Origin of the sequence: Bifidobacterium sp. ESL0800 (assembly GCF_029395355.1) — a bacterium.
GTDB lineage: Bacteria > Actinomycetota > Actinomycetes > Actinomycetales > Bifidobacteriaceae > Bifidobacterium.
Genome location: NZ_CP113913.1, coordinates 327,403 through 339,517, shown reverse-complemented (window position 1 = coordinate 339,517; position 12,115 = coordinate 327,403). Strand labels below are relative to the sequence as shown.

Genomic DNA, 12,115 nt, shown 5'->3' with positions numbered 1-12,115 from the left:
TCGGTTCACGCCGCGAAATCGTTGATCTTGGATTCCTTGATGGCACCACTCTCATTGCCCCAGGACTTGAGGATCTTCATATAGGTGCCATCGTCCATAAGCTTCTGAATGGCTGCCTGCACTGCCTTTGCGGTCTGGGTATCGCCCGCTTTGAGCACCACGGCCTCGGGAGTCGTGTCGAAGGTTTTGCCCATCAGCTCGAGTTTTTCACCGTTCTGCTTGACCGCATAGCCTGAGACCGGCGAATCGGCGCAGAAGGCGTCGGCCTTGCCGGTGGCGACGTTGGTGGCCACGATCGTCTGGTCCTTCATCGACTGGACGTCGATGGCCTTCTTGCCGGAGGCGGTGCACTGGGCATTGAGTTTCTTGACAGTGGTCTCCTGGACGGTGCCGGTCAGCACCGCTACGCTGCTGCCGCACAGGTTGTCGGTCGTCAGCTTCTTCGGGTTGCCCTTCTGAACGACGAAGGAGGAGCCCACGTTGAGGAACGAGACGAATTCGCCGGCACCCTTACGATCCGGAGTGACGGTAAAACCTGAGATGCCGGCATCGTATTTCGAACCGATGCCAGGCAGGATGGAATCGAACTCGGCGGTGGTCGCCTCGAACTTCAAACCGAAAATGGCCGAAATCGACTTGGCCAGATCCATCTCGTAACCGATCGGCGTCTTGCCGTCCTTGTCGAGGAATTCGGCGGGAGCATAATCCGGTGAGACACCGATGGTGAACTTGCCGTCCTTCTTGATCGAATCCGGCAGCATGGCGGTGATCTTGTCGTCCTTCTTCACCGAGCTGGTGTTGGAGGCGCTGCTCTTCGGAGTCGCGCTCTGGTCGCTTTCGTCGGTCGTACCGCAAGCGACCACACTGGCCAGCATCGCCGTGGCGCAAACGCCTGCCAGAATGCCCTTGACCGTCTTGGAAATGTGGAACGTCATCTTGAATCCTCTCTTCGGGGCGGACCCGTGCGTTCCGCCTTGTGCTTATAAATGTATAATATACTAACCCTTGCATTTATGCAAATAAGCCGTCTCAATAAATGGACATAAGACGATTCTGTTCAATGTTCGCGGTGACGGGAGTCGGCAACATAAGACGTTTCCAGCACTCCCCACAGTTTTGTGCTGGAAACAACGCAAATATGAGATCAAAATAAGTCGTTACCAGCATAAATGTGTGGGAACTGCAGGAAACGACGCATACAAAGCCCGTGCATCAGCGACTAGAGGGCAGCCGGGAGAAACCAAAACCATCTCGGCTACGCGAGTCCAGGCAACCAAGACAGGAGGGTATTAGCGCACCAACTTGTTCTTGTAGCGCATCGCACGCAGCGCTTCACGCTTGTCCTCGGCCTCACGCAGCGCCTGACGCTTGTCGTATTCCTTCTTGCCGCGAGCCAAGGCGATTTCGGCTTTGACCCGTCCGTCTTTGAAGTAGAGGCTCAGCGGCACGATCGTATAGCCTTTGGCCTCGGTCTGGCGGCTGAGCTTGGCGATCTGCGAGGCATGCAGGAGCAACTTGCGCTTGCGCTTGGGGGCATGGTTGTTCCACGTACCGTTGAGATATTCGGGAATGTTCGCGCCTTCCAGCCACATCTCGCCATTGCGGTCGATGGAGACGAACGATTCGGCAAGGGACGCGCGGCCTTCACGCAGTGACTTGACTTCGGTGCCGGTGAGCACCAGCCCCGCCTCGTAATGGTCCTCGATGGTATAGTTGTGCCGCGCCTTGCGGTTCTGCGCGATGAGTTTCGTACCTTGTTCCTTCGCCATGCCTCTCCCCTTTGTCTGTTGCCACTGCCATTCGCTCGTTTCGATATGCCGACCATAGCACAAACGCGCCACCCGGCAAGGGCGACGCGTTCACGGTTCCGGGCTATCGGCGACGTCGGCTCGACGCCGGCCTGCGGCCGTCAGTAAATGTATTCGTAAGCACTTGAAGCGCCGATGGTCTCGTAGGCCGGGAACGTGGCAAATCCGGTCCCGCCTTCTGAGATCATCATCATGCCGCCGTTGATCGACTCGACCACCGCGACATGACCGTACGTGGGGTCGGAGATCCAGTGTCCGCCGACGCTCTGTCCGCGGGCGAAGACGACGACCGCACCGACGGCCGGGGTGCGGCCGACCGACCAGCCCAAGGCACGCGCGGAATTGGCCCAGTCTCCGCCATTGCCCATGGTTCCGGTGACCGGCTTGCCCAGCTGGTTGCGGCGCATCCACGCCCACAACGTGCACTGACGGGGCGGGTACGGCGCATACCCACCGGTATTGGTGGAGATGGGGACGTTGGTGCTTCCCGATGCGGGAGGCGTGTAGCTGCTGCCGCCGCCCGACGAGCCACCGTTCCACGTCTGCCCGCTGGAATGCGCATTGTAGTTGTTGTTATAGGCAGCCGCCTGGGCTTGGGATTGCGCATCGATCTGAGCCTTCAATGAGACCATCTGCGCTGCCGCCCTTGCGGAATCCGTGGTGAGCTGGCTCTGCTGGCTCTGCAAGTAATTGCGCTGGTTCATACCCTGCTGAAGCAGAGCCTGCAGACTGCTCTGCTTGGCCTGTGCGGTCTGTGCAGCCTGCTGGGCGGCAGCTGCATCGCTGTCGGCTTGGACCTTAAGTTTGGAAATCTGGTCCTCAATCGCTTCGAGACGCTGCTTGCGGTTCATGGAGGAATTCAACGTGTTGGCATCTTCATCCGCGGCATTGGCCTCGCTGCGCTTGACAGCCGCCTGGGACTGCATCTTGTCCACGAAATCCTGTGTAGTGGACGACTTGGTGACCACATCCATGACCTGCGTGGCCTGGGTGGCGTGGAAACTGTCTCGTGCCACTTCAGCTACGCCCGCCTTCGCATCATCGTAATCGATGCCTGTCTGCTTGATCTTGGCTTCGAGGTTGTCCTTGTCTTTGATGGCGGCGTTGAGACGATCCGTGGTGGACTGCGCTGCGGTCTGGGCCTGCGTGGCGTTGCCCTGCGCGGCATCCGCAGCCTGCTGAGCCGCAGGAATCTGGTTGTCCGTCAAGTCGTTGAGCTCAATGATCTTGTTCGCCAAATCCGAGTTGACACCGGCGAGCTGGCTACGCAGATTGCTGGTTTCCTGTTGCTTCTGCTGATATTCCCCCCATGTGGCGGCCTCGGCTTGTTTCGGATCGACGGTGAACACCGCAGCGGCGCAAGTCAGAAGCGTGGCGACGGCAAGCACCATCCCCGCAAACGCACGTAAACGTCGAGTGACTTTCAGCACGACAACACCTTCCTTAAGTAATGCAATATTAGCATTGTAACAAACACCTGCCATCAAAACAAGAAGCAAGCCTGCTACAGCATGATAATAGGTTCTGAATTCTAGACCTGGAGATATCGCCGTAGGGATACCGTCGAGACGATCGCGGAAAGCAGCATCGCGCCGACAACCAGCGCCGGGGCCATCAGCCACACCGTGGTCTGGTTGACGAACGGCATCCACTGCACCGTCTTCGCGAGCCAATCGGTGATGAACAATTTGACGATGGCGCTCAACGCCGCACACGAGAGCAACGAACCCAGAAGCGAGGCCAAAACCCCCTCGAGCACGAACGGCAATCGAATCGTCCAATTCGAGGCTCCGACCAGACGCATGATCTCGGTTTCGTTTTTTCTGCTGGCCGCACTCATACGTATGGTGATTGCCGTAAGCAAAACGGCCACGACGACCATCACCGCCGCCAGAACCAAGGTGACCACCGTGCCTTTGTTGAGCACAGCGAAAACCGGATCGAAGATCTGGCGTTGGTCGAGCACCTCCTCAACGCCTTGGCTGCCCGAAAGCGTCTCCGAGACCTCCTGGTATTTGGTGGGGTCTTTGAGCTTAAGCCTCAATGAATCCTGCATATCCGCAGCCGTCAGGGTACGGCCCTGATAGATGCCGTTGGGATACTGCTTGAGGAAGGTGTTCTTGTAAAAATCCTCGCGACTTTCATATGAAATCTTCGAGACCACATTGCCGAGTTCGCTATGGATCTTGTTCTGCAGCGCGATGATTTCCTTCTGGGTCGGGGCTTTGCCCGCCGAGCAATTGGCTGCCTGGCTGGTGCCGTCGGGGCAGAGCCAGACCACGACCTCCACCTCTTTGTACCAGTCCCCTTTGGCGCGGGTGATCTGCGCCTGCATCAGGCCGGAGGCACCGATGAAGAGGAAGGAAATGAACGTGACCAGAAGCACGGAAAGAATCATCGAGACGTTCTGCCGCAGACTCGTCCATGTTTCAGAAAGGATAAACCGTGCTCTCATTTCCGCTCCCCCGCGTTCTTTGCATTGTTACGGTCTTGTGCGTCCTGAACCTGTTTGGTTTGCCCGCTGCCTTTGGCCATCGGCTCGCGTTTCGAATTGGCTTGTGACGGCGGAACCGGGGGTGCCGGCAGAGACGGCGCCTTGGCCTTCGTCTTGGCGGATTTTGCAGTCTTCTCCGTGTTTCCGGCCTGCCGGGTTTGTCCGGAATCCGATACCGGCTTGCGTGCGTTGGTCATTTCCTCGGGCGTGAGTCCTTTGCCCCATGTCATCGTGGTTTCGGCCGACTGGAATGCCTCGCCGTACCGTCCCGTTCTGCCGGAATGCATGGCATTGGCAAGGCGGGCGATGCCTTCGTTCTCGCCGGTGCCGTTCGCTACGGCGTCGGCGACGGCGTCCATGGCCTGGGTAGCGACGATGGACCGGTCGCTGACTGGCGCATCGGTGGACTTGCCCGACGCAGAGACGCTGCCAATCGCCTTGACGGTCTGCGGGCGCTTGAATTTGCTGGCGGCGGGATCGATGACCTGTTTCGCCTTCGACTCGACCTCGGCATCCGGGAAGTATCGGGCCGAATCATAGCTACCCTTGGCTTCGTCACGCACGATTATTCCGGCGTGCAGCTCCACGACGCGCTTACGCATGGAATTGACGATCTCCTCGTTGTGGGTGGCCATCACGATGGTGGTGCCGGTGCGGTTGATGGCATCGAGCACCTCCATGATGCCCAGCGAGGTGGTCGGGTCGAGGTTGCCGGTCGGCTCGTCGGCCAGAAGGATCTGCGGATGGTTGACGTAGGCCCGGGCGATGGCCACGCGCTGGGCCTCGCCGCCGGAGAGCTCGTGGGGGTAGTTCTTCTCCTTGCCGGTGAGTCCTACGGTCTCAAGGACTTTGGGCACCAGGGACTTGATGGTCGAACGGCGGGTGCCGATCACTTCGAGCGCAAAGGCGACGTTCTGCCAGACCGTTTTGTTGTTCAGCAGCTTGTAATCCTGAAAAATGAATCCGATCGAACGACGATATTGAGGAATCTGACGGGCGGTCAATCGGCGCAGGTCGTTACCGGCCACGCGGATTTCGCCGTCCGTGGCCTCTTCCTCGCGCAGCAGCAGGCTCAACAACGTCGTTTTGCCGGAACCGGAAGCGCCCACCAAAAAGACGAAATCTCCACGTTCGATGTCGAGGTTGATATGGTCGAGTGCGGGCCTGGTGCCCTTGGGATAGATCTTGGAGACCTTGTCCAATGTGATCAACGCCATGATGCCGTTTCCTTACTGTTTGCCGCTCAAGTTATAAGTCTAGGAACATCAGTATCGCAGATTGTCCCGATTGCGCCGAAATGGTTGAAAGTCTTTACTTTTTATCGTGCTCTTTGCTGTCGGCCTCGCTCTGCTCCGCCTCAAGCGCGGCCTGACGGCGCTGCTCATGGCGCCAACGGATGCCGGCGTCGATGAACCCGTTGATGTCACCGTCGAAGACGGCCTGCGTCTGGCTGGTCTCATAGCCGGTGCGCAAATCCTTGACCATCTGATAAGGATGCAATACATACGAGCGCATCTGGTCGCCCCAGCTGGCCTTGATGTCGCCAGCCAGTTCCTTCTTCTTCTTGGCTTCAGCCTCATGGCGAAGTACCAGCAGTCGGGACTGCAGCACGGCCATGGCGGCGGCGCGGTTCTGGATCTGGCTGCGCTCGTCCTGCATCGTCACGACGATACCGGTGGGCAAATGGGTGATGCGCACCGCGGAATAGGTGGTGTTGACGCCCTGGCCGCCGGGGCCCGAAGAGCAGTAGGTGTCCACGCGGATGTCGGAATCGGGGATGTCGATATGATCGGTTTCCTCAACCAGCGGCACCACCTCAACGGCGGCAAAGCTGGTCTGGCGGCGGCCCTGGTTGTCGAACGGGGAAATGCGGACCAGACGATGGGTGCCGCCCTCGACCGAAAGCCTGCCGTAGGCGTAAGGCGCGTCTACCTCGAACGTGGCCGATTTGATGCCGGCCTCCTCGGCGTAGGAGGTGTCCATGACCTTGGCCTTGTAGCCGTTGCGCTCGGCCCAACGCAGGTACATACGCAACAGCATCTGCGCGAAATCGGCCGCGTCCACGCCGCCGGCTCCGCTTCGGATGGTCACCACGGCGCTGCGCTCGTCGTATTCGCCGTCGAGCAGGGTCTGGATCTCCATCTCGTCGAGGTCCTTCTGCAGCTCGTCGACGCCTTTCTGCGCCTCCTTCATCGAATCGGGATCGTCTTCCTCCTGCCCCAATTCGTACAACGTCTCGATGTCGTCAAGCCTGCTCGAAAGCGAATCGAGCTTCTTGATCAGCCCCTGCTTGTTGGAAAGCCGACTGGTGACCTTCTGCGCGTTCTCCACGTCGTCCCAAAGATTCGGCGCCGATGCCTCTTTCTCGAGTTCGGCGATCTCGGACTTCAGACGCTCGACGTCCAGCGCCTTTTCAATCGTCTCGTATTTGCTACGCGCCTCGCCCAACGACTGGGAAAAATCAAATTCTGCCATTGCACTCCACCTTAACTTCACTCACTGAAAATTTTCTGACCGTCGTTCTCACCGCAAGGTCGTCGCCGGAAACCCGATACCGATTCCCGCGGTTGTTTCGACCTGCCTGATTGTCGGGATGCCTGTCATTGCCTTCGACACATTGCCAGACGAAAAACCAATCACCTTGACCGACGCGACCTTGCCGTTACCACATAGATAAGGCCGTCAAAGACCCGCATAGATCGCAGGAATCACCAGCGCGAGCAGCATGGCCGCAGCCACCACGATGCAGATCGCCCGCACGATGTTGCGGCGACGGCTCTCGCGGCGTTCGCGTTCTTTCCTGTAATCACTCACAATCCTTCATTGTATCGGTCCTGCGGGATTTAGTGTCTTGAAACCTTGACTTCTGAACCACAAAAAGACAAACAAGACAGCGTGCGCTAGATTAGAGACATATTTATTTACGACGATGCGACGAAAAGGAGCAAGTATGAGCGACGAACGGACGGCTTGGGGCTGGGGGCTGGCTTCGATCGACGAGGCGGGCAACACACTGGATGTGTGGTATCCGAAACTGGAAATGGGCACGGCGCCGAGCGAGGCCGATCGCCCCCGCCACGGTTTCGGCGCGCTTGTAAGTACCACCGCCGACGCACGCGGGGTACGCCGTGAACCGGTGTTCACCGTCTCATCGCTCGACTCCCCCATCGTCGACGCCGCCGACGCCTATCTGCGTCTGCACCTGCTGAGCATGTGCATGGCCGAGCCGAACACCATCAACCTCGACGGCATCTTCGCGGTACTCGCCAACGTCGTGTGGACCAACTACGGGCCGTTCTCCGCCGAAAACTTCGCGCTGCGCAAGTTGGATGTGATGAACACGATCGCAAAGTCCGGCAGCGTGGCAGGCGGCACGCCTGCTCCCCACGTCGATGTCAACGTGCTCGGCGTCGACAAGTTCCCGCGCATGGTCGACTACGTGGTCCCCTCCGGCGTGCGCATCGGCGACGCGGACCGCGTACGTCTCGGCGCACATCTGGCCGCCGGCACCACCGTGATGCACGCCGGCTTCGTCAACTTCAACGCCGGCACGCTCGGCACCTGCATGATCGAGGGAAGGGTCTCGCAGGGCGTCGTGGTCGGCAACGGTTCGGACGTCGGCGGCGGCTCGTCGATCATGGGCACGCTTTCCGGCGGCGGCAAGCTCCGCAACTCCATCGGCGAGCACAGCCTCTTGGGAGCGAACGCCGGCATCGGCATTTCGCTCGGCGACAACTGCGTGGTGGAGGCGGGCCTCTACGTCACCGCCGGCACGAAAATCACCATCCACGACAAGGCGAAGATCGCCGCGGGGCAACCGCTCGAGGTCGTCAAAGGCTCGGATCTTTCCGGCAAAGACAACATCCTCTTCATTCGCAATTCGGTGAGTGGAGCCATTGAGGCCCGCTACCGCAAGGTCGGCATCGCGCTGAACGAGAAGCTGCACAAGAACTGAATCCCCAACACAAAGGTCGACCGGTAGCATTGTGACAGTGGCGGAATATCAACACTGTCCAGCGTCTACCGGCCGACCTTTGTGCTACCTAGCGCTGGTCCATCGGCACATAGTCCCGTTCGACCTGCCCGGTATAGACCTGACGCGGCCGACCGATCTTGGTCTGCGGATCGGCCAGCATCTCGCGGTATTGCGCGATCCAGCCGGGAATGCGTCCAAGCGCGAAAAGCGGGGTGAACATCGGAGCATCGAAGCCGATGACACGATAGAGCAGGCCGGTGTAGAAATCGACGTTCGGATAGAGGTGGCGAGAGACGAAATAATCGTCGTGTGTGGCGATGTCCTCAAGTTCTGTGGCGATATCGAACAGCGCGCGCTCGTCTGCTGGAAGACGCCTGTCGACGTCGCCTCGCGCCATCAGCTGCTCCAAATAGTGTTTGGCGACCACGGCACGCGGATCATGGCATTTGTAGACGCGATGGCCGAAGCCTGAAATGCGGGCGCCGTTGTCTTTCGCATGTTCGACGAATTGGCCGACGGACTCGCCGGAGTCACGGATCACCTCAAGCTGTTTCAAGACCGCCTCGTTGGCGCCGCCGTGCAGCGGACCTGAAAGCGCATTGACTCCAGCCGCCACCGCCGAGTAGAGATTGGCATGGGCGCTGCCCGCGATACGCACCACCGAGGTCGAGCAGTTCTGCTCGTGGTCGGCGTGGATGATGAGCAGACGGCCCAGCGCGTGGATGGACAGATCGTCCGATTCATAAGGTTCGTAGGGCACGGCGAAACACATGCGCAGGAAATCGTCGACATAGCCGCGCGCCACGTCCGGGTAGAGCATCGGCTCGTCGCGACGGCGGCGGTAGATATAGCTGACGATGGTGCGGGCCTTGGCCATGATGATGCGCGCCGATTCGTCCAGCTGCTCGGGGTCGCTGATATCGGTGGTATCGGGATAGAAGGCCGCGAGCGCGTTGATGGCCGAGGCAAGCACGCTCATCGGCTGGGCCGAGCGCGGGAACGAGGCCATGAAACTACGGAAATCCTCGCCCACCATCGTGCGGTGGTTCAGGTCCAGGCAGAATTGATCGTATTGCACTTTTGTCGGCAACTCGCCATGTTGCAGAAGCCAGGCCACTTCAAGGAAATCGGACTGTTCGCACAGCTGCTCGATCGGGTAGCCGCGATAACGCAAAATGGACTTCTGCCCATCGATAAAGGTGATTTTCGACTCGCATTGGGCTGTTGTCAGAAAGCCGGGGTCGAGAGTGACGAACCCGTCGTTCTTAAGGCTGGAGACCACGATGCCGTCCGCCCCTTCCGTGGCTTTGACCACGGGCAAATCGAACTTGCTCGCATCGACATTGAGTTTTGCCTCTACCATGGCTTCCACCTTCCTCTGCGGCCCGGTTGAGGTTGTCAGCGGCACTGAGGCATGAATCAGACAAATCCGAAAGCACCACCGCAACCCATCAGGGATTGAACACACCTTATTTCATGAATGTAAACTGCAGCGGCCGATGTCCACGTTCCGTACATTTCCGACGATTCGCGGCTATGAATCCGGTCCAGCGTAACGACAAAAAGCGGCACCCGCATTCGAATTGCGGATGCCGCCTCAACGGTGGTATCGAATCAGGTCGATGACACCTGAGTCCTACGAGCGATTACTCGCGGACGGTCAGGATCTCCGGACCGTTGTCGGTGATGGCGATGGTGTGCTCGCTGTGTGCCCCGTTGGAACCGTCGGAACTGCGCAGGGTCCATCCGTCCTTGGCGTCCTGATAGATCTCGTCGGTGGTCTTCATGAACCACGGCTCGATGGCGATCGTCAGGCCCGGGCGAAGCTTGTAGCCGTGGCCGGCCTTGCCGTCGTTCGGGACGAACGGGTCGCCATGCATCACGTGGCCGATGCCGTGACCGCCGAATTCCATGTTGACGGTATAGCCGTGCTCGTGCGCCACGTCGCCGACTGCTGCGGAAACATCGCCCAGACGATTGCCGGGCTGCGCCGCGGCGATACCGGCCGCGAGCGCCTCTTCCGTGCACTTGATCAGCGCGATATCCTCCGGATCCGGGTCCTTGCCGACCACGAAGCTGACCGCGGAGTCGCCGCACCATCCGTCGACGCTGATGGCCAGGTCAAGGCTCACCAAGTCGCCGTCCTTGAGGTTGTAGTCATAAGGCACGCCATGCAGCACGGCATCATTGACAGAGACACAGATGTAATGTTTGAAGGGCCCTGTGCCAAAATCAGGGGCGTAATCCACGTAGCAGGATTCGGCGCCCTTGCGGCTTTCGATGCGACGGCGCACAAGGTCGTCGATCTCCAGGAGGTTGGTGCCGACCTTGGTGGTTTCCTGCAGCTCCTTCAAGATGCTGCCGACGAAACGGCCGGCCACCTTCATCGAAGCGATTTCCTTTGGCGTTTTCAATTCGATCATGCCTTCACCCTACTTCGTCAGGCCAACAATATTGGGGCTTTCTTTCGATTCGCAGCTTGGATTTTCCCTCAGCCGGCAATATCGTTGAATGCCACATATGAAAACGTCCCGACGACCGAGCATTTGCTCGCACTATCGGGACGTAATCGAAGCAAAAACCTTGCCACCAATAAGTGTCACGAAGGTTTCGTGACACGATTATCTGCCGATGCCGGTATCAGTTCTTGCCGAAACGGAAGGCGCGGATGATGGCCAGAATGCCCATGACGACCATGGCCACGCCTGCGAAAATGACCAGTATGATCACCGACGCGAACGGCGAGAAGAGCACGACGATGCCGGCAAGGATGGAGATGATGGCGTAGAAGATGGCCCAGCCCGACTTGGGCAGGCGCCACGTTTCGACAAGTGCCATAACGCCTTCCATGATCCAGCCGATGCCGACGGTAAGGGTGACCAGAATCGTCAGCATGGCCGTCGAAAGAACAGTGTTTTTGAGCATGACCACGCCGCCGATCACCAGGATGATGCCGACGATGATATCAAGCACACGCCAGCCGCCCGGCAGCCCGTTCTCGACAATCGCACCGATGACACGGATGACACCGGAAACGACGAAATAGACGCCCAACGCAATGGCCACCGCCACCAACGTTTTGCCAGGCCAGATCAACAACGCCAAGCCAAGCAAAAGGGCGACGACACCGACGACGCCGTAGACGATGCGGATGGTCCTCTTCGCTTGGTTCGGCAGCCAATTCTCGGCGAGCTTGAAGGGGTTCAGACGCCACCATTCGTTGCTGCCGGGTTGAGCCGAGTGAGCATTGAAACGGTTGCCACCTGCCGTTGGCCCGCCATTGTTGGGCTGCTGACCGTTCGGTCCGTATTGGCCTTGACCGTTCTGATTGGCATAGGGGTTTGTGTAGGGATTGCCATTGACGTAAGGATTGCCGTTTTGGTATTGCCGATTGTATTGGTTGGGATCTGCGGCATACGGGCCATAGCCGTTGGGACCATAGCCGTTGTACGGAGGCTGATTCGGATTCCCGCCCTGGCCGTTATACACGTACGGGTTGGCGTTGGGGCCTCCTTGTGGAGCACCACCTTGATTCCCGGCATACTGGCCGTAGTGCTGAGAGCCTTGCCCGGTATTTCCAGTATTGCGCGAAGACTGCTCGGCGCTGTCGTACTGGTTCTGGTTACCGCTCATGGCATTGGCGCCAGAAGCATAAGCCCCATATTCTGGCTGGCCTTTCGGCTGGCCGTTGGGATTCTCCTGATTGTTGTCGTTGCTGTCATTCACATTCGAACCATTATCATTCGTATTGTCGTCTGACATGTGGATTCCCCTTCCATGGTTTCCGTCGCCATCAAAACGTATAACGGCGTTCACTTCGACCGCTCAACCATTCAA

The 12,115-nt window shown here is 58.9% G+C and carries 10 protein-coding genes and 1 pseudogene; 1 reads left to right on the top strand and 10 read right to left on the bottom strand.

Going from position 1 to position 12,115, the window contains the following annotated elements:
* Positions 1-5: 5 nt before the first annotated feature.
* The 7 genes and pseudogenes from OZX75_RS01400 to OZX75_RS01370 form a co-directional block, all read right to left on the bottom strand.
* Positions 6-935: an ABC transporter substrate-binding protein gene (locus OZX75_RS01400; protein ID WP_277146479.1), complete on the bottom strand. Its 930-nt coding sequence runs from the start codon at positions 933-935 to the stop codon at positions 6-8.
* A gap of 354 nt (positions 936-1,289) precedes the next feature.
* On the bottom strand, positions 1,290-1,769 hold the full coding sequence (gene smpB, locus OZX75_RS01395) for an SsrA-binding protein SmpB (protein WP_277146478.1): 480 nt from the start codon (positions 1,767-1,769) through the stop codon (positions 1,290-1,292).
* Between the two features lie 140 nt (positions 1,770-1,909).
* Positions 1,910-3,199 (bottom strand): CHAP domain-containing protein, encoded by a 1,290-nt coding sequence (locus OZX75_RS01390; RefSeq protein ID WP_525930299.1) that lies wholly within the window; start codon positions 3,197-3,199, stop codon positions 1,910-1,912.
* Between the two features lie 140 nt (positions 3,200-3,339).
* The gene (gene ftsX, locus OZX75_RS01385; RefSeq protein WP_277146476.1) at positions 3,340-4,263 is read right to left on the bottom strand and encodes a permease-like cell division protein FtsX; all 924 of its coding nucleotides are present in this window, start codon (positions 4,261-4,263) and stop codon (positions 3,340-3,342) included.
* 251 nt (positions 4,264-4,514) lie between these two features.
* A pseudogene (gene ftsE / locus OZX75_RS01380) lies at positions 4,515-5,519 on the bottom strand (cell division ATP-binding protein FtsE); the annotation flags it as partial.
* Between the two features lie 94 nt (positions 5,520-5,613).
* Entirely contained in the window at positions 5,614-6,777 is a 1,164-nt protein-coding gene (gene prfB / locus OZX75_RS01375; protein ID WP_277146474.1) for a peptide chain release factor 2, read from the bottom strand.
* Between the two features lie 207 nt (positions 6,778-6,984).
* Positions 6,985-7,116, bottom strand: coding sequence for a hypothetical protein (locus tag OZX75_RS01370; RefSeq protein ID WP_277146473.1), 132 nt, complete (start codon positions 7,114-7,116; stop codon positions 6,985-6,987).
* Between the two features lie 136 nt (positions 7,117-7,252).
* Between OZX75_RS01370 and dapD the strand changes: the two genes are divergently transcribed.
* On the top strand, positions 7,253-8,257 hold the full coding sequence (dapD, locus tag OZX75_RS01365; protein WP_277146472.1) for a 2,3,4,5-tetrahydropyridine-2,6-dicarboxylate N-succinyltransferase: 1,005 nt from the start codon (positions 7,253-7,255) through the stop codon (positions 8,255-8,257).
* An 88-nt stretch (positions 8,258-8,345) separates the two neighbouring features.
* Here the strand turns inward: dapD and OZX75_RS01360 are convergent, their stop codons facing one another.
* The 3 genes from OZX75_RS01360 to OZX75_RS01350 all read right to left on the bottom strand — a co-directional run bounded on the left by OZX75_RS01360 (position 8,346) and on the right by OZX75_RS01350 (position 11,911).
* Entirely contained in the window at positions 8,346-9,641 is a 1,296-nt protein-coding gene (locus tag OZX75_RS01360; RefSeq protein WP_277146471.1) for a citrate synthase, read from the bottom strand.
* Between the two features lie 283 nt (positions 9,642-9,924).
* Positions 9,925-10,701, bottom strand: coding sequence for a type I methionyl aminopeptidase (gene map / locus OZX75_RS01355; protein WP_277146470.1), 777 nt, complete (start codon positions 10,699-10,701; stop codon positions 9,925-9,927).
* 217 nt (positions 10,702-10,918) lie between these two features.
* Positions 10,919-11,911, bottom strand: coding sequence for an HdeD family acid-resistance protein (locus OZX75_RS01350; protein ID WP_525930298.1), 993 nt, complete (start codon positions 11,909-11,911; stop codon positions 10,919-10,921).
* Positions 11,912-12,115: the final 204 nt, after the last annotated feature.

What these genes read in the sequence shown, in the direction of transcription:
- OZX75_RS01400 (WP_277146479.1), bottom strand. Translation starts at nt 935, where the DNA reads ATGACGTTCCACATTTCCAAGACGGTCAAGGGCATTCTGGCAGGCGTT.
- map (WP_277146470.1), bottom strand. Translation starts at nt 10,701, where the DNA reads ATGATCGAATTGAAAACGCCAAAGGAAATCGCTTCGATGAAGGTGGCC.
- OZX75_RS01390 (WP_525930299.1), bottom strand. Translation starts at nt 3,199, where the DNA reads ATGGTGCTTGCCGTCGCCACGCTTCTGACTTGCGCCGCTGCGGTGTTC.
- OZX75_RS01360 (WP_277146471.1), bottom strand. Translation starts at nt 9,641, where the DNA reads ATGGTAGAGGCAAAACTCAATGTCGATGCGAGCAAGTTCGATTTGCCC.
- dapD (WP_277146472.1), top strand. Translation starts at nt 7,253, where the DNA reads ATGAGCGACGAACGGACGGCTTGGGGCTGGGGGCTGGCTTCGATCGAC.
- smpB (WP_277146478.1), bottom strand. Translation starts at nt 1,769, where the DNA reads ATGGCGAAGGAACAAGGTACGAAACTCATCGCGCAGAACCGCAAGGCG.
- OZX75_RS01350 (WP_525930298.1), bottom strand. Translation starts at nt 11,911, where the DNA reads ATGAGCGGTAACCAGAACCAGTACGACAGCGCCGAGCAGTCTTCGCGC.
- prfB (WP_277146474.1), bottom strand. Translation starts at nt 6,777, where the DNA reads ATGGCAGAATTTGATTTTTCCCAGTCGTTGGGCGAGGCGCGTAGCAAA.
- ftsX (WP_277146476.1), bottom strand. Translation starts at nt 4,263, where the DNA reads ATGAGAGCACGGTTTATCCTTTCTGAAACATGGACGAGTCTGCGGCAG.